At 49.0% G+C, this 20,878-nt stretch carries 18 protein-coding genes; 5 read left to right on the top strand and 13 right to left on the bottom strand.

The annotated features are described in order from the left end of the window. Positions 1–10: 10 nt before the first annotated feature. From ACQKPA_RS24790 to ACQKPA_RS24825, 8 genes are all read right to left on the bottom strand, one after another. Positions 11–1,549 (bottom strand): extracellular solute-binding protein, encoded by a 1,539-nt coding sequence (locus ACQKPA_RS24790; RefSeq protein ID WP_427495156.1) that lies wholly within the window; start codon positions 1,547–1,549, stop codon positions 11–13. Between the two features lie 286 nt (positions 1,550–1,835). Continuing rightward, positions 1,836–2,753 carry a carbohydrate ABC transporter permease gene (locus ACQKPA_RS24795; protein WP_071222839.1) on the bottom strand — a complete coding sequence of 306 codons (918 nt, stop codon included), beginning with the start codon at positions 2,751–2,753 and terminating at the stop codon, positions 1,836–1,838. Positions 2,754–2,769: 16 nt separating this feature from the next. Then, positions 2,770–3,738 (bottom strand): ABC transporter permease, encoded by a 969-nt coding sequence (locus tag ACQKPA_RS24800; protein ID WP_427495157.1) that lies wholly within the window; start codon positions 3,736–3,738, stop codon positions 2,770–2,772. Between the two features lie 953 nt (positions 3,739–4,691). Continuing rightward, complete coding sequence (locus ACQKPA_RS24805) at positions 4,692–6,302, bottom strand: response regulator transcription factor (protein ID WP_427495249.1); 1,611 nt, start codon at positions 6,300–6,302, stop codon at positions 4,692–4,694. A gap of 37 nt (positions 6,303–6,339) precedes the next feature. Beyond that, the gene (locus tag ACQKPA_RS24810; RefSeq protein WP_427495158.1) at positions 6,340–8,127 is read right to left on the bottom strand and encodes a sensor histidine kinase; all 1,788 of its coding nucleotides are present in this window, start codon (positions 8,125–8,127) and stop codon (positions 6,340–6,342) included. Positions 8,128–8,159: 32 nt separating this feature from the next. Further along, the gene (locus ACQKPA_RS24815) at positions 8,160–9,716 is read right to left on the bottom strand and encodes an extracellular solute-binding protein (RefSeq protein WP_427495159.1); all 1,557 of its coding nucleotides are present in this window, start codon (positions 9,714–9,716) and stop codon (positions 8,160–8,162) included. A gap of 313 nt (positions 9,717–10,029) precedes the next feature. Beyond that, entirely contained in the window at positions 10,030–10,461 is a 432-nt protein-coding gene (locus ACQKPA_RS24820) for a zinc ribbon domain-containing protein (RefSeq protein WP_427495160.1), read from the bottom strand. Between the two features lie 425 nt (positions 10,462–10,886). Beyond that, positions 10,887–11,510, bottom strand: a complete 624-nt coding sequence (locus tag ACQKPA_RS24825) for a stalk domain-containing protein (protein ID WP_427495162.1) — start codon at positions 11,508–11,510, stop codon at positions 10,887–10,889. 213 nt (positions 11,511–11,723) lie between these two features. On the opposite strand from ACQKPA_RS24825, the gene ACQKPA_RS24830 reads away from it, so the two are divergent. The 5 genes from ACQKPA_RS24830 (at position 11,724) to ACQKPA_RS24850 (ending at position 15,263) form a co-directional block, all read left to right on the top strand. After that, positions 11,724–11,915: a hypothetical protein gene (locus tag ACQKPA_RS24830; RefSeq protein WP_071222831.1), complete on the top strand. Its 192-nt coding sequence runs from the start codon at positions 11,724–11,726 to the stop codon at positions 11,913–11,915. Between the two features lie 141 nt (positions 11,916–12,056). Continuing rightward, the gene (locus ACQKPA_RS24835; protein ID WP_427495163.1) at positions 12,057–12,401 is read left to right on the top strand and encodes a hypothetical protein; all 345 of its coding nucleotides are present in this window, start codon (positions 12,057–12,059) and stop codon (positions 12,399–12,401) included. 235 nt (positions 12,402–12,636) lie between these two features. Further along, entirely contained in the window at positions 12,637–13,128 is a 492-nt protein-coding gene (locus ACQKPA_RS24840; protein ID WP_427495164.1) for a cation:proton antiporter regulatory subunit, read from the top strand. 3 nt (positions 13,129–13,131) lie between these two features. Next, on the top strand, positions 13,132–14,376 hold the full coding sequence (locus tag ACQKPA_RS24845) for a cation:proton antiporter (protein ID WP_427495165.1): 1,245 nt from the start codon (positions 13,132–13,134) through the stop codon (positions 14,374–14,376). 17 nt (positions 14,377–14,393) lie between these two features. After that, positions 14,394–15,263, top strand: a complete 870-nt coding sequence (locus ACQKPA_RS24850) for a YitT family protein (RefSeq protein ID WP_427495166.1) — start codon at positions 14,394–14,396, stop codon at positions 15,261–15,263. Positions 15,264–15,462: 199 nt separating this feature from the next. Here ACQKPA_RS24850 and ACQKPA_RS24855 read toward each other — a convergent pair whose 3' ends face one another. The 5 genes from ACQKPA_RS24855 to ACQKPA_RS24875 all read right to left on the bottom strand — a co-directional run bounded on the left by ACQKPA_RS24855 (position 15,463) and on the right by ACQKPA_RS24875 (position 20,559). Beyond that, the gene (locus tag ACQKPA_RS24855) at positions 15,463–15,663 is read right to left on the bottom strand and encodes a DUF2905 domain-containing protein (RefSeq protein ID WP_427495167.1); all 201 of its coding nucleotides are present in this window, start codon (positions 15,661–15,663) and stop codon (positions 15,463–15,465) included. A 112-nt stretch (positions 15,664–15,775) separates the two neighbouring features. Next, the gene (locus ACQKPA_RS24860; protein WP_071222826.1) at positions 15,776–16,609 is read right to left on the bottom strand and encodes a carbohydrate ABC transporter permease; all 834 of its coding nucleotides are present in this window, start codon (positions 16,607–16,609) and stop codon (positions 15,776–15,778) included. 2 nt (positions 16,610–16,611) lie between these two features. Then, positions 16,612–17,505 carry a carbohydrate ABC transporter permease gene (locus tag ACQKPA_RS24865; protein WP_427495168.1) on the bottom strand — a complete coding sequence of 298 codons (894 nt, stop codon included), beginning with the start codon at positions 17,503–17,505 and terminating at the stop codon, positions 16,612–16,614. Between the two features lie 78 nt (positions 17,506–17,583). Continuing rightward, positions 17,584–18,912, bottom strand: coding sequence for an ABC transporter substrate-binding protein (locus ACQKPA_RS24870; protein ID WP_427495169.1), 1,329 nt, complete (start codon positions 18,910–18,912; stop codon positions 17,584–17,586). A gap of 159 nt (positions 18,913–19,071) precedes the next feature. Beyond that, on the bottom strand, positions 19,072–20,559 hold the full coding sequence (locus ACQKPA_RS24875; RefSeq protein ID WP_427495251.1) for an alpha-N-arabinofuranosidase: 1,488 nt from the start codon (positions 20,557–20,559) through the stop codon (positions 19,072–19,074). Positions 20,560–20,878 lie beyond the last annotated feature (319 nt).

A 20,878-nucleotide genomic window follows, 5' to 3' on the forward strand; every position in this document is an offset into this window, starting at 1 on the left:
CATAGGTCATTTACTTCGTGGACTGAAACCATTCATTTGCTGCGGTCACCATATCGGCTCCACCCTCGGCTCTCCATTGAGCCAGGAATTGATCATAAGCATCAATCGGCTTCGCTCCGGAAATGAATTGCAGCACATTGTCATCGAGCATGGTCGACAATTTCAACTGATTTTTGGATACAGCTTCAATTGGCGGGGCCGTTGACATCGGATCCACTACGATAATGCCCTCGGCATTTTTCTGGAAGGCTTCGAAATGCGCTTGCAGAATCGGATCCTTACGAACGCGTGCCTGCCAGTAAATCGGATACTTCTCTTCGTCTACCCCGGTTAGAAAATTGCTTGCGTTACTCAATTCATCATTGAAAATCGGCAAAATCGGATAGTACTTTCCGTCCTTCACTTCATGATGGACGCCCTCTTTACCCAGCGCGATGCCTTTGAATGTCTCCGGCTCCAACTTCGCGTTCAGGAATTCCATGGCGGCTTCCTTGTTCTTCGAGGATTTCAGGATAGCCACATACCAAGTGGTGTTCGTTTTAACACCGACAACGGCTTTGTCGTCTTTACCTTTCAAATAAGGAATGATGGACGTTTTGGCATCCGGGAAGTTTTTCGTCAACGCATCAATCGTCGTTCCGGCATTCCACCAGGCCAGCTCATACATCGCAGCTTTACCGCCCGAAAATTTTTCAATGGATTTCTGTGCGGTATTAATCGGAGTCTCGGTATCGAGCAATCCTTCTTTATACAGTTTATTCATAAAGGTGAGATACTCTTTCATCTCCGGCTGCTCGGCACGATGCACCAGCTTACCGTCGACCTCTTTCCAATCCGTCAAAACGCCAAATGTCGTGGCAATGTTGCCATAAATAGCAGGGGCCTTATTGCTCACCGTGAGCGGAATGACATTCTTCTTCTCTTTGATCGTTTTGAGCACATTGTACAGTTCATCGGCGTTTGTCGGTGTGGACAGTCCTAATTCATCCATCCAATCCTGTCTAACCACCAGTGCCTCCCCTATACTTACGCCTGCCCCAGTCTCGGGAATGCCGTAAATCTTCCCGTCGATAGTGGCACTGCCGAAGGATTCCTGCTTAATGGATTGCTTAATATAATTGCCGTGGGATTCCAGCAGCTCATCGATCGGCTCGAGCGCTCCCGCAGAGGCCAGATTGTAGAACTGGAGTGCATTCAATTTCACCAAATCATAGTTATCTTTGCTGGATACGAGCAGGTTCAGCTTCTCATCCGCGTTCTCGGCCGGCAGCAGTTCGTATTCCACATTGAATCCGGTTCTTTCCTGGATGTACTTGGCCACATATTCAGTCTTCGGATCAAACAATCCATATTGCATGATCATGCGCAGACCCGGTTTTTCGGCCGTTGTGTCTTTGTTCCCCTCATCTTTCGGGGTGCTTGCCGGTGTGTCCGATGGTTGAGCCGCCGGCGTGTCCGTCGTGCCGCCTCCCCCGCCGCCGCATCCGGACAGCGCCAGCGTGAATCCGAGAATCCCGGCCAGTACCGCGGATTTTTTAATCTTGATCATGGATAACCCTCCTTGTGATTGAGAAATTCAATGAATTCTGCCATCTGAGCAATACGAAGCGCATCACCACCTTTATAAGATAACCCCACAAAGTGGGGCCTTGCTCTGAAGTCTATTCAGGTACTTTGCGGGGACCCCGGAAATTATAATAATGTTAAGAAAAACGTCTATCGACGTACTCCCAAAGAAGACAGACCTCGTTTAGCGGTAGTTTTTCTTGCGCTATTCAGCCTGCAGATCCTCCAAAGTTTATACTTCCTTATCTCTTAAGAAACACCTGATAAACCTAGCCTTTAACCGAACCTACAAGCACGCCTTTGACAAAATACTTTTGGAGGAATGGATACACCAGCAAAATCGGGATCGTTGCCAGCAGGATCGAAGATGCTTGTATGGACTGAGGTGTTGCGTTAATCGCGGCGTCGACATTATCCTTCAGGAAGTCCCCGCTGGACGAAACCAGCAGCTCCTTCAGGTACAGCTGCATCGGTTTGATTGCCGGATCGGTGATGTAGATCATCGCCGCAAAATAGTCATTCCAGAAAGCGACCGCAAAGAACAATCCGATCGTTGCCATGACGGGAAGCGAGAGCGGCACTATGACCGAGACCAAGATGCGGATATTCCCCGCACCGTCCAGCTTGGCGGACTCCTCCAGCTCATCCGGAAGCCCCTCGAAATAGTTTTTAATGATGAGCATGTTGTACACGTTCACCATCGCCGGCAGGAATAACACCGGGAAGGAGTTCACCAGATTCAAATTCTGCATGAGCAGGTACGTCGGAATCAGTCCGCCGCTGAAGAGCATCGTGAATACGAAAATCAACAGAAGCCCTTTCCGTCCGCGCAGCCGGTATTTGGACAACGGATAAGCCGTCAGCGTGGTCAGAAACAAGCTGCAAGCTGTTCCGATGATCGTCAGAAAAATGGATACCTTGAGCGAATTCAAGAACATGGAATCCTGCAGCACATACTTGTACGTTTCGAATTGAACCCCGACCGGGAGCAGCCCAACCTGACCCGATATGACGGCTCCCTCGCTGCTCAAGGATTTCGCGATCAGGTTCATGAAAGGAAGCAGGGTCGTTAAGCCCATCACGATGAAGAACGTATAATTAAATACCGAGAAGCATTTTTCTGAGAACGACGTTTGGATGACACCTCGGGTGGTGTTTGTTCCTTCCAAAGCTTTTTTGTGATCCATTTGCGCCACCCTTTCTTTACCAAATCCCGCGCTGTAAGTATTTTCTGCTCATGGCATTGCCCATGATGACCAATGTGAAGGATATAACGGCTTCGAACAATCCAACCGCGGTCGAGAAACTGTAATCCTGGTTCCCGAGACCCTGCCGGTATACATAGGTTCCAATGACATCCGATACATGGTACACCACCGGATTGTACATGACGAGAATCTGTTCCGTTCCCGCTTCCAGCACGTTTCCGAGCCGCAGGATAAACATCAGGACAATAATCGGGGCGATCCCCGGGAGCGTAATGTGCCACAGCTGCTTCCATCGTCCGGCCCCGTCGATCTTCGCGGCTTCATACAGCATCGGGTCGATCATTGTAAACGCTGCTAAGTATACGATGGTGCTCCAGCCCGTTTCCTTCCAGCCTGCCGAGGTGATCAGCACGCCTCGGAACACGCTGTTATCCAGGAAAAACGCAATCTGCTCCATCCCCAGGGATACCAAAACTTTATTGACGATTCCTCCGTTCGTTGAGAGGATATCGATAAACAATCCGCCGACGATGACCCATGACAAGAAATGCGGAAGATAGATGACGGTTTGCACCGTACGCTTAAATACCATATTCCTCAGCTCATTGAGCATCAGGGCGATAACGATGGGGAGCGGAAACAAGATCACGATTTTCAGGAAGCTGATGATGACCGTATTTTTGAATACCTGAGCAAAGTCCGGCGACGTAAACAGCTTCTCGAAGTGCTTCCATCCCACCCACGGGCTGTCGGCAAATCCGGTGAATATGTTGAAATCCTTAAATGCAATCGTTATGCCGTACATCGGCGTGTACTTGAACAGCAAAATGAACAAGATGCCCGGTACGAGCAGCAAATAAAGATCCCACTCTTTCCATATGTCTGACCCTAAACGGCCCCAGTACCCTCGTTTTTTCTTCATCTCTCTATACGGTGCCGGCGATGGTTCTATCGTGGGTTTCATCGACTCGTCTCCCCCTTTCTATTGATTCAATCTCCTTGGTTACTACAAATTGTAATTCCCGGCGCAGGGACTGAGTAGGAGAGGATCATTACTATTTATGGTAATATGATGTTGTGTTGGGGCATGGACGTCAGTAATTGTGCCATGAGGTTACGGCGGGTGTTTCATGATGTGTTAACTTATCACGATCGGCTAACCGTTGCTCCCCTGAAATTCAAAACATTTGCTTTCAAAACCCCTAAGACCATTTGAACCCTAGTTCCAACATCGAAAAAAGAGGATTGTTCATCACTCCGCATGCGGATTGTTCTTCCGATCCCTGTTACCCCCGGATTTCTTCCGAATGAGAGAAACAATGTGGAAATCCGGGGATAAAGGGGACCGCTGCCGCTTCTCCAGAACAATTCCGCCTGCTCCGTTGAAGCTTACTCAAGAATGAAGTTGGCATTCGAAGCACGGAATTGCCGTGTTTCGTCGCCATATAGGAGGCCTCGCAGCTTTCTGCAAATCTCGGCCTTCGCCCCTCACCCATACTGCGCGGGTGATCACTTCCGCCCTGCCGATGGTTGAGGCTGGGGGTGTAAACCAAACGAGCCGTTCGGGATATACGCCCCGAACGGCTCGTTTGGTTAGTTTATGTAACTGCGCACGCTCTGCTGCGCTGCGTTTTGCCCCCCTCCCCCCATCATCATGGGGGAGGATGGGGACCCACACGTACCAGCGGAGCGGGCTTTCAATCTCCCCCTTTCCCCAACCTCAAGGGGGAGGCTTTTGGGTGGTTTGGACCCTCGCGAACCAGCGGAGAGGACGAATCGATTCCGGAAAAGCGTAGCGGTCGCCTTTGTTTCCAAATTTCCACCACAATAAAATCGTTCATGAAATTTGGAAACAACAGCGATTGGAGGAACGATACGACCGCGCAGCGGCATAGAGCAAAGGGTTTTCACCAAAGCTCACCCCTTAAACTCCCCCGGATTCACCCCCCAATACTTCCGAAACACCTTGGTGAAATAACTGACATCGCGGTACCCGACCAGCCGGGCGGCATCGTAAACCTTAAGTCCCTCCTGCAGCAGTGACTTGGCCCTCTCCATTTTGCGTTCCAGCACATAGGTCGAGAAGACAACCCCCATTTCCTGCTTGAACAGCCGGCTAAGATAGGACGAATTGACATAAAGCCGGTCCGCCACCGTATGGAGCGTAATTTCCTGATCCATCTCCCCCTCAAGCAGGTTCAGAATATCCTTCACCACCTGATTGCTCGTCGTTTTCCGCTGCTCGCTCATAAAGGAGACGATATGCTTCACCGTGCGCTCCAAGAGCGACCAGGTTTGCATTTTGGTGCTCAGCAGCTTGACGTTATGAAAATATTCGATATCCTCGCCGACGACTTTTTTTACCGTCCAGCCCTGCTTCTGGATCATCCGGGTAAAGAAGCTGTTCATGTACAGAACCGCCTCATGAAATTCGTCCGAGGATTCGGATCTGGAGAAGGCTTCTTCCCATAACCCCTTCAGCGCCTTCAGGGCTTTCATCTCGTCGGCCGTTTCCAGCGCGATCTCCAGCGTCTTCTCCAGATTCTGCTGCACGATCACGCCCTGGATATCCCGCTGGAGCTGCTCCCGGTAAGGAATCGCAAGGTCGTGTCCGTACACGACCCGGTCCTGAAGCGCCCGGCAGGCTTGCGCATACAGCAGGCTCATATCTTCAATTGCCCCGATGGAAGCACAGATGCCGGCACTTGCCGTCAACTTCAGCACTTCCTTCGTCTGGGAGAGTAGCTTGGATACATCAGCATTCAGCCGCAGCATGGCCTCCTTGGCGTCTTGGTTTTCCTCCACGATCCACACCATCAGCAGCATACTGCCAGAATCCGACGTGATCCAGAGAGAGGGATGAGACAACAGCTCCTTGGCCAGGCACTGCATCGTAAACTGCAGCAGCTCGACATCCCCTCGTTGAAAACGGGTCTCATGCTCCGGCAGCGGGTCTAGATCGACCACAGCTACCGCAATACGGTCGTCCTCCTTCAACGGAATATATAATTCCTTGCTCTTATGAAGAACATCCTGTTTTGCATATCTACCGTTGACCCATTGAATAAAAAAAAGATTTTGCAGATGCGGAAGATTGTCCTTCCATTTCTGCTCCAACGCCGCCTTGCGCTGCCACTGATCCAAATCCTCCCGCAGCTGCTGCCTCGCTTCAAGCACCGCTTCGAGAATATCCTCCTCGCCGGCGGGCTTCAATAAATATTTGGACACCCCGTATTCCAGCGCCAGCTGCGCAAACTCGAAGTTGTCGTGTCCGCTCAGAATGATCATTTTTGTCAATCGGCTGATGTCCTGCCGGCTTCGCAGCTCGCCGAGGAGCGTCAGTCCATCCATTTCAGGCATCTGCACATCGATCAGCATAATATCCGGTTTCTTCCGACTTACAAGCTCAAGCGCCTCGATGCCATTGGAAGCCATACCGACTACTTCAATACCATGCTTGTCCCATGGGATATTGTAAGCAAGTGCATTACGAAGCCGGGGTTCGTCTTCCACAATTATCAGATTCATCATGTCCTCCCCTTTCGAGCGATCTATATATGAGTACCTACATCAGGTTAACTTCCTTGCAGCGATCCAGCGGAATGGAAATCGTGACGGTTGTGCCTTCGCCTGGGACACTGTGAACCGTGAGTTGGGCTTCCCTGCCATAATACAGCTTCATTCGGCTCAGCACGTTCCGAAGGCCGAACAGATCCTTCACATGGTCCTCATCCCGGGAAGACGCCGGTACGCTGCGGGAGCCCATCATCTCCAGCTCATGCTGGATATAACGCAGCCGTTCTTCCCTAATCCCCGGCCCGTTATCCTGTACGCTGATGACCACGGTCTGCCCCTTTTCGATCCGGCTGGATATATCCAGGCTCCCTCCTGAGGATTTACCCTCCATGCCATGTATGATGGCATTCTCCACCAAAGGCTGAAGCAGAAGCTTGAGGAGCGGAACATCCTTACTCTCTTCCGAAATGTGATAATTCACGGTGAAATTGTCCATGAAACGAAGCTGCTGAATTCGTAAATAGTAGTGCAGATGGGTGATGCTCTCCTCAATCGTGAACACCTGCCTCCCCTTGTTCAGGCTCAGCCGGAAAAACTTCGACAGATTCATCACCATCTCGCTAATCTCATCCGCATCGTAATTTTTGGCCGTCCAGTAAATCGAATCGAGTGTATTGTATAGAAAATGCGGGTTGATCTGGGATTGCAGAAACTTCAGTTCCGTCGTCGTTAATCGCAGCTGCTGCTCATAATGATCCTCAATCAGATGTTTCTGTACGACGGCCATCTTATTAAACGACTGAATGAGAAAGCCGAACTCGTCCTTCCGCTTGGTATCGACATGAATATTCAGCTCCCCGCTGCTGAGCCGCTTCATCCCGCGCGACAATTTCAGCACAGGGGAGGCAATCCCGCTGTAAACCACCCATGAAATAATGATGGCCAGCAGGACGCTCAGCCCGATGATCGCAACCGTGAATAGGCGCAGCTGATCGGTCTCTTTGTACAGCTCGCTCTTCGGCTGTACCAGCGCGAGGCGCCATGTGGAGTAATCCGAGTCAATCGTTACGGTCATATCCTTGTCAGAAATGTTATCCTCATGCACTCTGCCAGTCTCCACTACCACTTCTCCCTTTTCGTTCAACAGGGCGATACGGCTGTTCTCGGAGGGAAGCAGCGTCTTGATGATATTTAACAGCTTGCTCTTGTTAAAGGACACCACCAGCAGGTTCGACTGCCGCTCGCTATTGTACAGGTCCATGGCCCGAATCAAGGAGACGCTGTCCGTATTCGTCATCTGGCCAAAAGTGATGCCCTCAGCCACTGGGGATTCCGACATCACGTAGGAAATCCCCGTTCCGTTCTTTCGGGCAGCTTCGACAAGCCATTCCTGCTGCGTCTCACCCGTCAGCTCTTTGCCTCCGTAATGGGTAGAGATAAACCTGTTGGACGCCCGATGATACACGGTAATTTGGGATACAAACCGGTTCACCGACACCGAATTCGATAACTGATCCAAAATATGCTTGAAATCCACGATCGATTGAGGAGAAAAGTTGGTGCTGTTTTTGTTCAGCAGCTCATTCATTCCAGGGTCGCTTGCAATCAGGGTTGATATCTCTTCCACGTTTTGCAGCGCCAGATCAAAATGATTCATCGCCGACGAAAGCGCCATCTCCGTACGCTCGACCGCCTGTTCATAGAGAATATCCCGGGACCGTTCCACCGCAAACAGGCTGATGATGACCAGCGGCAGCAGCATCAGTAGAAAATAACCGGTCAAGCGGGTTTGAATATTTTGCGAAAACCGATCCCGGATCCAGCGAAACAACGACATTATTCGAGTCCCCCCTCCTTTGGCGGCCGACATCATTGTTTGGAGTACCATTCATTCACTTCCTTCGTGATTTCATCTCCTCCTTCTTCCTTCCACGTCTTCACATAATCATCGAAGGCATCCAGCGGTTCCAGCCCCATAATGATCTTCGTAAACACATCCTCCAGATTTTTTAGCTTATTGCTGTACTTTGTCATGGCAGGTGTGGGAACTCCGTAGAATGCGTTAGGAACGATATGCTGATTAATCATCTGCAAGTTGTTGTATAAATTGAAATCGCCTAGGGAGTCAAGCCGCTCCTTAAACAGCAATTGGTCCGGCACATCAACAAGCGACTGGTAAATGCCACGGTACAAATGCTTGTCGTGAAGCGCAAAATCCGTAACAATCGCCCCGTCCTCCCAATGCCAGATTTCGTTCTCGAAGCCGAGCTTCAGCGTCTTATAGTCGCTGGCGATAAAGTCCAGAAACTTAATCACTTCATCTGCTTTCTCCGATTCGGCGGGAATAACATTGTAGCCACGGATAATATCCTTACCTTCTACCCCTTTAAATCCGTCCGGTCCCGTGGGATACGGAAGCGGCATCCATACAGCCTCCGAGTCTTTGCTCATATTGGCCGCAATCGGTCCCCGCGTGTCGTACCATGCTGCAGAGAACAAGCCCACCGTGCCATTTTCTATTTTTTCAAACACATTATTTTGCAGGTTAAGAGGAAACTCCCGATCGAGCAGATTCTCTTGATACAACTTGGCAAAAAACGCAAGGGTCTCCTTCGTTTCAGGCAGAATGCTTCCGTTCACCAGCTTTCCGTCCCGTTCAAACCATGTATTCCGCTGTGTGCCGAAGGCGCCGAAGAACGGGGAAGACCTGCCCAGATTCGATGTCAGGGTAAGGCCGATCGTATCCTGCACGCCGTTGCCGTCCGGATCATCGAGCGTAAAGGCACGGATGACTTCGTAATATTCCTCCAGTGTTTCGGGCGGCTCGAGCCCAAGCCGATCAAGCCAATCCTTTCGGACATACATCAGCTCTGCCCCGGTCACCTCATTCAAGCTCGGAACCGCATAGATTTTACCGCCATATCGAACCCGATCCCAGACCTCCGGCGGGATTTTCTCCTTGAGATGGGGACCGTACTTGTCAATTAACTCATCCAACGGCATAAATGCCTTTTGCTTGACATAATTGTCGAACCACACCGGTTCATACGTATGAAGCATATCCGGCAAGTTGCCGGAGGACATAATGACATCCAGCTTCTCGTTGTATACCTCAGGCGGCGGAAGATTAACTCCGATATCTAGCCCCGTGCGCTCTTCAATGTAATTTAGATACGGATTGTCATTCTCGTCCATCCCGGCAGGGAACGTCATCCCGAGACTGGAAATGACGATGCTGATGGATGCGCTCTTCGGTTGATTCTCCGGTGGATGTTCTTCCACAGGGTCCGTACTATTACACCCGGCAGCAACGAGCATCAGAAATACACAGACGGGAAGCAATAGAACGTTACCTTTAAGCAGCCTTGACACCCTTCGATTCCCATGTTGAAATAACTCATCATTACAGGCCTTGTTCATCGGCATATGTCCTCACTCCCTCAGCTAGTAAGCTACTATTACTATATAACGATTTTATGGTGAGTTAGCTCACCTTAATAATCATTCTGTAATGTTTTGCAGCTTCCTTCACCCCGGATAAAAAAGAAAAGAGCCTTCCCCGGTATTCCTAACCAGGGTGCGGCTCTATCTTTAACAAAAACATTCATCCTGACATCAAGGCCCATGACGTCCTTTTCACTGCTCGTGTTATTGTTCGGCACAACACGCATGCAAGAATAAGCTCCCGCTCCAATTGATCGGCCCACTCAAAATAGTAAGGACAATTAGACCAACAATACTATTTCGGTTCCTCTTGTTCGCTGCCGTCTTCCAGAAGCGGAATTTCTTTACGCTGCTCTTCCGATTGCACTTGGATCACTTCGAACGTACGGCCACAGTGGGCACAAAACTTAGCGTTCATAGCAGAGCTGTTCCCACAGCCTCTGCATACCTTCTCATCCGTAAGATTGGCGATTTGAAGCAGATTTTGTTCGATTTCAAAATTCAATTGATGAATCTTGGCCACGTAGCTCTGAATACTCGCCTGATCAGGCGGCCACTCCCCAGCTTCGGTTGCAGCAAATACAACCTTGCCAATTTCCAGAAGCTGTTCATCGATGTCGCTTTTTTTACCGTTGTTTTGCAGTTTTAACCGATTGATCTCCACCAGCGTTTTAGCTTTGTTTCCGGCGTCGGACACACCGGCTTTAAATTTATCAAAAAAACTCAAGTATGCTCACCTCTCTCTGTTCACCCGTTTGAAGCAGTATTTATTTTATTCCTATAAGAGGTTGTTCAAAAAGTCCTCTTTTGATAAGAAAACCAATCGAGGTCAATTCAAGGACGAGCGACCGCGATTTAAAGGTAGGTTTTCTTGCGATACAGAATTTCATCAGCGTAGCAAGATAATTTATAAATTCTATATCTAACACGAAGCGAATCAGGAAGCAGCTCGGCATCGAATCTTGAATTCAGCCGGGCCTAAGTGGATGCTTACGAAGTCATGTTTCCTGCGGAAACATCTTAGGTGCTCACGTACCCAAAACGTACGCTCCGCTCCTGACGTTCCTAGCTTCATCCAACTGAAGCGTTTTGAAGAAACGCACATCGGAAGCATAGGCTTTAGTGCTGAAAATCGACCTTTTTGAACCCGCACTACAAGGAGATTCTCAGAATTTTATCATGATCGGTATAGTTCACGCCAGCACCAAGGCCCCTTGTAAACACCTGAATCGGAACGTAAGTCACGCCGTCGATCACTTTGGGAGCGACCGTAATGGTTTCCGACTTACCGTTATAAAAGACGGTCTTGCTGCCAACCGTCAGTGTTATCTTATGATTGCCTCTTTGCACGCCAATACTGGCCGCTTCGCGATTCCAGGTAACCTCAGCTCCCATTCCTTCGGCGATTTCCCGCAGCGGCACCAGATTGATATTGTTATACACCAACGGCTCACTGCCAAACTTCACCACGCTGCCGTTAACGAAAACTTTAAGACCCGACTTGGCATAAGCCGGAGCTGCCGGCTTCGGCGCAGTGGATTTTGTCGTACTGTTCTTCGATGATTTGGCTTTAGGCGTCGATGAAGACGATTTACTGCCTGAAGAGCTTCCTCCGCCGTTATGATAATGATACTCGCCATAAGACAGACCCCAGCGTTCGCAATTGGTACGGCAGGTATGCCCACCATTGGCATCCGTTCTTCCTGGATGAGCAGAAACAACCGAACCGGACACAAGCAATAATGCGATGGTGCAGCACAACATTTTTTTCTTCATAACTAACTTTACCCCCTGGTATAATATTCCTAAACTACATTCTAGCATATTTCTTATATAGCAGATGGATATATAGAGTTACACAATATAGAAGAAAGACTATTGCCATGCTGATGCTCGCTTGCCTTGTTTCATTTTCACCCCCCGCGTTTATTCGTTACATATAACAGATCCTTTTGTGCCAAAATACTGCCAGAAAGGAATGAGACCCTGATGAATAAAAAGAAACCTGAATATGACGGACAGTTCCCCGGCGTTGACCCTATTCCCGAGCCCGATCGTCCGGATCAAGCCGCCACCGACAAACTCGACGATCTAGTCCTTGGCGTTTTGGAAGACAAAGATGAATCGAAAATTGATATCGATCCCGATACGGAAAATTACGATAAACTTCGTAAAAAGTAAGACAAGTCTCGCTTCAATATAATGTAAAAAATGAAATCCATCTGTAAAAGTGTTCAAAAATAATTTATCGTTCTCATTTTGAGAACGATTATTTTTATGTTATGATTAACATAGAAGCTTGGGACGAAGGGAGGAGTAACCGTGAACTGTTTCTTAAAAACAGCAAGAATTCTATGGATGCTGGTACTAGTTCTGGTTACGGCATTTGCCCTTTACATTCCCGTCCAGGAGTACTACAGCAGCGAAACCCATGATGAGCGGTATGTATACAAACATGACCATCATCTGAAAGCGGCTGTTCTGAAACCCTCTCAAATTCTCTCCAAATTTAAGGCAGCCGGCAATGCCTTGCCGCTGTTCTTGTTGATGTCGGCCGTTCTCATGCTGCAGGCTCCCAAAACACGTCTGCCTTATCGGCCGATCATTCCGCTTCGGCTCCGGCTTTTATTATTATTCCCCATCAAATACACGTCGAAGTTCGTTTAGTATCCTCCTTTTTTCGCACTTAAACTGACTGCGGTTTCTTAAATTCGCCCAATTTTTCATTTCTCAGGGCAACCCTACGATCAACCTGTGATGATTTACGTATGCACAGAGGTTTATTAAAGACTGCGCAATTTCATCCTGAATGAATTGTTTTATTTGGCTGCGTATATTTTTGATATCCGTGTGACCGGTCTGCAAAAAAACTAAACGAGTATTTTTAGGAGGATTTTAACCTATGCATGTTCGCGAAACAGATTTGCCCGGAATTGGTAAGAAATTCGTAATCGATACCCGCGGTGGCGATAAACTGGTCATTATCATCCACGATGACGGCCGCCGTGAAATGTACCATTATGAACATGACGATCCGGACGAAAGCATCTCCATGATATCCCTGGATGATGATGAGGCTCGCCAAATTGCTGCGATCGTTGGCGGTCTCACTTATAAACCTAAAGCGCTGGAAACGATCGACATGGCGCTGGACGAATTGATTATCGAATGGTATCGCATCGAGCCCCATTATTACGGGGCAGGTAAATCGATCGGTGATTTGGGCGTACGCCAAGCCTCAGGTGCAACCATCATTGCGACAGTTGATAAAAACAATAAACAAATCAATCCCGGACCTGACGTTATTATTACGCCGGACTCGACACTCGTTGTCGTCGGTGAACGTCAACAACAGCGGCTATTTAAACAAATCTTGATGAACGGACGTGGTTGATGAATGGATCATTTGGTTTTAGAAGTTGGACTGGCGATTTTCCTGATCGCCCTGGCGGGGTTGTTATCAGCTAAACTCCGGTTTTCCGTCGTCCCTTTCTACATTCTGGTAGGGATGGCGGTAGGGCCTCATGCTTTTCATTTTGGATCATTCGATTTTCGTTTTATAGAAAGTGCTCCGTTCATCGACTTCATGGGTCGCATCGGCGTACTGTTCCTCCTGTTCTATCTTGGCCTCGAATTCTCGGTCGGCCGGTTAATCAAATCAGGGAAGTCCATCGTTGTCGGAGGCAGCATCTATATTGCCATTAACTTTACGCTTGGACTGATGATCGGGATCTTCTCCGGATTCCCCGTGGCGGAAACACTCATTGTTGCGGGAATAACCACCATCTCCTCAAGCGCGATCGTGGCGAAGGTGCTGGTTGACCTGAAAAGAACGGCGAATCCCGAAACGGAAATGATTCTCGGTATTATCATGTTCGAAGATGTTTTCCTGGCTGTATATATCTCTATTCTTTCCGGCCTCGTATTGAGCGGTTCATCATCGCTGGGCGGAGTACTGATATCTGCGGTGATCGCCCTCGGATTTATGCTGCTTGTCCTTATTATTGGCCGTAAAGCCGTACCGCTTCTGAATAAAGCATTAAATATACGGTCGAACGAATTGTTTGCCTTGGTTGTTTTTGGCGCGTTGTTCCTGCTCGCAGGATTCGCCGAAACAATTCACGTTGCCGAGGCCATCGGGGCTCTGCTCGTCGGGCTTGTCCTGGCTGAGACAGAGCATCGTGAACGCATTGAGCATTTGATATTACCATTCCGTGATTTCTTTGGAGCCATATTCTTCTTTAGCTTCGGTTTAACGATTGTACCTTCCGAGCTTGGCGGAGCTGTGTGGTTATCGCTGATCGCCGTGATCATCACGCTTCTTGGTAACTTTATTGCAGGCATGCTTGCAGGACGCAGCGCGGGATTGTCCTCCAAAGCATCCTCCAATATCGGTCTGACCATCGTATCCCGCGGAGAATTCTCCATTATTCTCGCGAATATGGGTAAAGCGGGCGGGCTTGCAACCTTCATCCAGCCGTTCGCAGCCTTGTATGTGCTTATACTGGCTATACTCGGACCGCTGCTGACCAAGGAGTCCAAACATGTATATAACTTCTTAAACAAAATCATTAAATTTAAAGACTATAAGGAGAAGAAACCGGTTAAACCGAAACTAAAGGATGAAAGTGCTAGCGGATAAAGGAGGGTACATTGCCTATGGTTCAATCCCCGGTTCGGGTAACAAACGGTCCGCAAAAGGCCGTAAATAAGGCAAGTACACGAAGAAGAATGAGCATGGCTGCCATCGGAGGCCTGGTAGCGGCGTTCGCTTTAGATTTATTTCTTGTTCCCAGCGGCATCGTCGCGGGCGGCGTCACGGGAATTTCCGCGCTCGCTTCGCATCTGACGGGACTTCATACCGGCATGTTTCTGTTTGCATTAAACCTGCCACTGCTCCTGCTGGTCTATCGTGGGGCCAACCAAGAAAAAGCCGTCATTGCTACCGTCGGGCTGCTTACTTTTTCCGTATGCTCGATCCTGTTCTTTCCGTTTCCCGCTCTCATCGACAGCAAGATCGGGAGCGCAGGCATCGGCGGCATTTTCCTGGGACTCGGCATCGGCATCGGCCTTCGTTACGGCGTCGTCCTTGACACACTCCAAATGCCCAAGATGCCGCAGCAGATATCGTATCTGCTAACCCGCTTGAAGCTCCCGTACGTTCATATCATCGTCAATACATCCGTACTGACATTGGCAGGACTGCTGCTCGGCTGGGAACGAGCGATGTACTCTGCGATCGCATGCCTGATGGCGCTGGAGACCGGACGTATTACGACTTCAAGCTTTCCGCTTAAACGAGAGGTCAGGATTCGCAGCGTGAGCGAAGCGGAAATCAGGCACAGTATGAAAACCATCATGGGGCATGTATCCCAAGCTGCTAGCACGAAAGATAAAGCTATGCATGATGGTGACACCATCGGTTCAACGCAGCTGATCTATCAGGTACACATTCTGGAGATGCCCAGGTTCAAGTCCATCGTGAGAAGCCTGGATCCGAATGCCGAGATTACCATCATTCAGAAGTAAGTTTCTCTCTAACATGTAAACAGGCCGGCTAAGGTTTTGCCCTAGCCGGCCTGTTTTTTTAAAATATCAGAAAGTATAAACTCCGAAGCTTAGGCCTTCCTGATATCGCAAGAAAAACATCCCCTAACCGCGGTCTGTCTACTGAGAAAGTACGTCGATAGACGTTTTTCTTATGATATCCCTGCTATTTGCGAAACTGCTAGATCAGAAACAGAATCAACGAGCCCACCACGCTGATGACGAGGCAGGTTACAATCGGAAAATAAATTTTGACATGGGGTTTATCCACCACGATGTCACCTGGCAGCCGGCCGACAAATCGTCCAATGACAGGCCACAGCAGCCCGATCACAATTAGAGCGCCACCTATCCATAAAAGAGCCCGAGTTACAGGATGCACGATACGGTCACCTCATTCATCAAATCAAACACGTAAGCACGCAGGTTTCCTTGTATCATAGCGGATTTGGGGTGCCGTCTGCAAGGTCGGGTCCTTCCTGTCAATCAAGGGATTATCCTTTAACTGCCCCCGCCGTCATGCCGTCGATAAAATACTTCTGGAAGGCCATGAACAAAATAAAGATCGGAATGATCGAGAAAAAGGAGCCGACAATCAATAAATCATAATTGTTCCCGTAAGGGGTCAAGAGCGTCTTCAATCCGATCGGAAGGGTATACTTGCTATCGTCGCTGAGCACCATGAACGGCCACAGAAAGTTGTTCCAGCTGTTCATGCCGTTCAGGATCGCCATAGCAGCGAAGGATGGCTTCATCACAGGCAGGATCAGCCGCATATAGATTCCGTATTCCGTCGCGCCGTCCACCCGCCCTGCCGCAATCATTTCTTTTGGAACCCCTCTTAAATACTGCCTGAAGAAGAAAATCGTGGCCGCGCTTGCGATCCCCGGCAGGACTATCGCCGAGTATGAATTCATTAGGCCCAGGTTGTACGTCAGGGAGTATAGCGGAAGAAGAAGAATTTCAAAAGGAACCATCATAATCAGAAGCACGCAGATAAACAAGAAGTTCTTGCCGATGAAATCGTAGGCTGCAAACCCGTAGGCAACGGTTGCACTGACCAGCAGGGTTAACGTAACCTGCACCACCGTAAGGAGCAAGGAGTTAAAAAACCACATGAAGTAGGAGTGATCGCCCGTAAACAGGTAGGTGAAATTGTCCAGGCTCATCACCGACAGGTCAAATTTCAGATTCAATCCATACCGGATCAAATCCTCGCCGGGTTTAAAGGAGGCAATGGTGACGGCATAGAAAGGGACCAGGATTAGAAAGCACAGTATGGAGAACAAAATGAAGAGGATTATTTTAACCAGCGTTTCTCTTCTCATCCTCAATCCTCCTTCTTAAACATGCCAGAGAGCTTCAGCTGCGTCAGGTTAATGAGCATGGTGATTGCCAGCAGCACAATCCCTACAGCGGCCGCATAACCCAGATTGTTCTTCTCAATGCCCTGACGGTACAGATAACCGACGATCGTGAGGCCGATGTTCTTCGGAGAGTTGTTGCCGTTCCAAAGCATCATGCTCTCAATAAACATGGCAAGCCCCGCATAAATGCTGATCGTTAACACATAAATCGTGGTTGGCTTCAACAAAGGCATCGTGATTTTGGTAAACTTCTGATAGGCCGAAGCCCCATCGATGGATGCCGCCTCGTAATATTCGCCCGGGATGTTTTTGAGCCCCGATAAAAAATAGAGCATATTCACTCCCGTCCACCGCCATGTGGCAAGAGCCACCAGAGCAATAAAACCGGTAACCTGTCCCTTCAGAAACTTCACCGGGTCGATCCCAAACCACCCCAGTATACTGTTAATGAGCGACCCTTCCATCTCGCCGAACATCAGCCGAAAAATGGTGCCTGCGACAACAACCGACGTCAGTGCCGGAAAGAAAAAGGATGACTTGAAAAACTCTCTTCCCCACATAAACTTATTGTTGATCAGCACAGCGAACAGCATTGGAAACGGAATCAGGATAAGGAGCGTCAGGATCATGTATATCGCGCTGTTCGTCACCGCCTTCAGAAAGACGCCGTCCCCCATCAGCTTCCCGTAGTTAGCCAAGCCGATCCAATCCGCCTCCTGCCCCAGCTGCGTCTTCTGAAAGCTCATGCTAAACGAGCTGCCCAGCGGAAACACCCAGAATATGAGGAATACCAGAATAAACGGCAGGACAAACACGTAAGGAGCAACCTTTTGCGAGTACAGAAATTTTTTAATCATGATTCTACTCCTTTAATGAGAGCCGCTCACAGACGATTCCATGAGCAGCCCTTCGTTTTTGTACCGTATGAGCGAGTGTCATTTCAATTCCTGTTCAATTTGCTTCTGGGCATCGTTCAGAGCTTCGGTAATGTCCTTGCCATCCTCAAAAATCTCGTTGAAGGTCGTGGTGCACAGGACGTTGTTGATGGTAGGCGATGCGGAGGTCGATTTGATTAACCGGATTTCATCCCGGATCTCATTCAACACATCAAACGGGTTATTGACAAAATATTTCACGAACTGATTCTCGGCATTGTGCGTAACATCCTTCATATCCCAAACGTCCATATTAACCGGGTCGAATCCAAGCGTGTTCCAGATCTCTTTATTGGCATCCAGGGACAGCTTGGCGAATGCCAGAAAGTCTTTCGCCAGCTGTACGTCTTTGGCGGTCTTGGTAACGACCGTGCCGGTTCCGCCGCCGCCAACCGATCTTGGCATTCCTTCTTCAATGACCGGAATCGGCGCGATGGCTATTTTCCCGGACAAATCGGACATGTAGTTGGTGTATCTGGACATTTGCCACAGCGGCATAAAGGCCGTAGCGTAATTTCCTGCATTAAACTCTCCATATGCTTCTTCGGTATCAGGCTGGCCGCCGGCAATGGTCGCGATGACATTGTTATCCTGCAAGTCCTTGAGCAGCGTCATGGCTTTCACCATCGCTTCCGAGTTCACGATCGGATTGCCGGAATCGTCCGTCAAATCCGCGCCTTGCTGCGCCAATAACATGGAAGCTTGCCAGGCTGCGCTTGTATCGGCTGTTCCCATGTACTTGCCCGTTTTTTCATACACCTGGATACCCGCCTGCTTGAAATCCTCCCAGGTTACGATATCCTGATAATTGACCCCGGCCTCCTCCAAAATCTCGGTGTTATAGAAGGCAACGGATGCTCCAACATGGGTCGGGATGCCGTAATTCACATCTTCCTTGCTGTATAGGTCAATTCGGGATTTGACGATGGTGTCCCGGTATGGATCAATCACGTCATTGAGTGGTTCCAGCTGCGGCGTGCCGGACAGGAAATCCGGAAACTTCCCAAGCTCGATATCCGCAATGTCGGGTGCCCCTGTCCCCGATTGAACCGCAATGGACAATTTGTTATGCATGTCGTCATACGGCATGACCGTCACGTTGAGCTTGATCTGGCGTTCGGGATTCTCAGCATTCCATTTACCCAGCATTTTCTCAAAATGCTGTCCGTGCAGCTCAACAAATGTCCAATAAGACAACTCCGTAGCGCTTTCCCCTGCCCCCCCATCCAGAACCGAGGTTTCGCCGCCAGCATTGTTTGATTTACCGCACCCCCACAGAAACAGCGTCAAACATAACACCATGAATACAACCATCCATTTTTTCATCATCCTACTGGACCTCCCTTAATGTTCGTTCATACAAACCTACACTTCAAAAATCGGTACTTCTGCTGCCCTCCAGAAATAAAGCGCTTTCATAATGTGTGTAATTTGATATGAGTATTTGGGAGATGGGGCAGTCCATGGTTGAACTGCCCCTAAATTTCCTTAAGCTTTTTTCAAGCGAATAACGTTCCATGATGCTTTGCCAAGCCTTGCGGCAACCATGCCATTATCGAGCTTAGCACCACCCTGGTGATGAGGCTTGACTCTTTCCTCGGATGCGGTATTCACCGCTTTCAGATCCTCATGCTCCATCACGATATGCTCCAGCAGCCGGTAGCCCTCAAAGCTGCGCACGTCGCATTCGAGCTCCAATGCTTCCTCCAGATGACGATTCACGGCAAAGATCGTAATTTCTTCATCCTCTTCGTTATGAACAACCGCGCTATCCAGATACGGAACATCGGTAAAATCCTTGGAATCATACTTCGGTGACTCGACGATTGGCAGCAGCGATACGCCCCGGCCAAATTTGGAAGCGTGAAGATACGGATAAAAGATCGTCTGCTTCCAAGAACGGCCGCCGTTCTCGGTCATAATCGGCGCTATTACGTTTACGAGCTGTGCCAGGCAAGCCATCTTCACCCGGTCTGCGTGGCGCAGGAAGGTGATCAGCATGCTGCCGACAAGAATGGCATCCTCGAAATTATACACATCCTCCAGCTGCGGCGGAGCAATGCTCCATGGATCAATCTGCCTGTCGGCATCATTGGAATGGTACCAGACATTCCACTCGTCGAAGCTGAGATACATCGTCTTTTTGCTGCGTTTCTTAGCCTTGATGTAATCGCAGGTGGATTTGACCGTATGAATAAAGTGATCCATATCCAGGGAAAGGGCCAGATAGTTGGCGGTATCGTTATCGCGGTTACCGTAATATTGATGCAGCGATATGTAATCAACCGCCTCGTACGTATGATCCAGCGTCACGGCTTCCCATTCAGGGAATGTCGGCATCCCCGTGCTCGAGCTTCCGCATGAAACCAGTTCAATGGTCGGGTCGACAAGCCGCATGGCTTTGGCCGTCTCCAGCGCAAGCCGGCCGTATTCCGTCGAGGTCTTATGTCCGATCTGCCAAGGTCCATCCATCTCGTTGCCAAGGCACCAGGTCTTGATCTTGTGCGGCTGTTCATAACCATGACTGCGTCTTAGATCACTCCAGTATGTGCCTCCGGGATGGTTGGTGTATTCCAGCAGATTTCTGGCGGCGTCGATCCCCCGAGTACCCAGGTTCACGGCCATCATGACATCCGAGCCCACTTCCTTGGCCCAGGATATAAACTCGTTCGTGCCGACATCGTTGGGCTCCAGCGTTCTCCAGGCCAGCTCCAGCCGCTTTGGCCGTTCGGCAACAGGACCTACGCCATCTTCCCAGTTATAACCCGATACAAAATTCCCGCCGGGATATCTTATAATCGGGACACCCAGTTCCTTGATCAGTTCCTTCACGTCGTTACGAAAACCGCCTGCATCCGCGGTTTCATGGCCGGGTTCGTAAATCCCGCCATATACAGCGCGGCCTAGATGTTCAATGAACGAACCATAAATACGGTTATCAACTTGTGCGATCCGAAACGACTTATCCACGATCATACGTGCTTTCAATTTCTCAGCTGCCAAGTCCTTCACCTTCCGTTGATATAATTATGAAACAATTCAAATAATATTGAATGAATTCGTTTTCATGTATAAAATATCATATGAGAGGTCGGCTGTAAATACAGAAATATAAAATGATTTATATAAATTAGAAATGAATTGCTTTTATCCTTAAAAAGTTGTTTAATCCTGCCCAAAATCACCATTTCCCAGTATGTTTCGAGTTATTATTTTCATAATAATTTCAAATAAATTGAGTTATCACTGATCAATTTCTTGTTTTTCCAATGAAATTTAGGAAGAATTAGATGGC

The organism is Paenibacillus sp. NPDC093718 (genome assembly GCF_050279985.1).
In the GTDB taxonomy this organism is placed as follows: Bacteria; Bacillota; Bacilli; order Paenibacillales; family Paenibacillaceae; genus Paenibacillus_AQ.

Coding starts and splice junctions, on each gene's coding strand:
- ACQKPA_RS24790 (WP_427495156.1), bottom strand. CDS start 1,549: ATGATCAAGATTAAAAAATCCGCGGTACTGGCCGGGATTCTCGGATTC.
- ACQKPA_RS24795 (WP_071222839.1), bottom strand. CDS start 2,753: ATGGATCACAAAAAAGCTTTGGAAGGAACAAACACCACCCGAGGTGTC.
- ACQKPA_RS24800 (WP_427495157.1), bottom strand. CDS start 3,738: ATGAAACCCACGATAGAACCATCGCCGGCACCGTATAGAGAGATGAAG.
- ACQKPA_RS24805 (WP_427495249.1), bottom strand. CDS start 6,302: ATGAATCTGATAATTGTGGAAGACGAACCCCGGCTTCGTAATGCACTT.
- ACQKPA_RS24810 (WP_427495158.1), bottom strand. CDS start 8,127: ATGTCGTTGTTTCGCTGGATCCGGGATCGGTTTTCGCAAAATATTCAA.
- ACQKPA_RS24815 (WP_427495159.1), bottom strand. CDS start 9,716: ATGCCGATGAACAAGGCCTGTAATGATGAGTTATTTCAACATGGGAAT.
- ACQKPA_RS24825 (WP_427495162.1), bottom strand. CDS start 11,510: ATGAAGAAAAAAATGTTGTGCTGCACCATCGCATTATTGCTTGTGTCC.
- ACQKPA_RS24830 (WP_071222831.1), top strand. CDS start 11,724: ATGAATAAAAAGAAACCTGAATATGACGGACAGTTCCCCGGCGTTGAC.
- ACQKPA_RS24840 (WP_427495164.1), top strand. CDS start 12,637: ATGCATGTTCGCGAAACAGATTTGCCCGGAATTGGTAAGAAATTCGTA.
- ACQKPA_RS24845 (WP_427495165.1), top strand. CDS start 13,132: ATGGATCATTTGGTTTTAGAAGTTGGACTGGCGATTTTCCTGATCGCC.
- ACQKPA_RS24850 (WP_427495166.1), top strand. CDS start 14,394: ATGGTTCAATCCCCGGTTCGGGTAACAAACGGTCCGCAAAAGGCCGTA.
- ACQKPA_RS24860 (WP_071222826.1), bottom strand. CDS start 16,609: ATGAGAAGAGAAACGCTGGTTAAAATAATCCTCTTCATTTTGTTCTCC.
- ACQKPA_RS24865 (WP_427495168.1), bottom strand. CDS start 17,505: ATGATTAAAAAATTTCTGTACTCGCAAAAGGTTGCTCCTTACGTGTTT.
- ACQKPA_RS24870 (WP_427495169.1), bottom strand. CDS start 18,912: ATGATGAAAAAATGGATGGTTGTATTCATGGTGTTATGTTTGACGCTG.
- ACQKPA_RS24875 (WP_427495251.1), bottom strand. CDS start 20,559: ATGATCGTGGATAAGTCGTTTCGGATCGCACAAGTTGATAACCGTATT.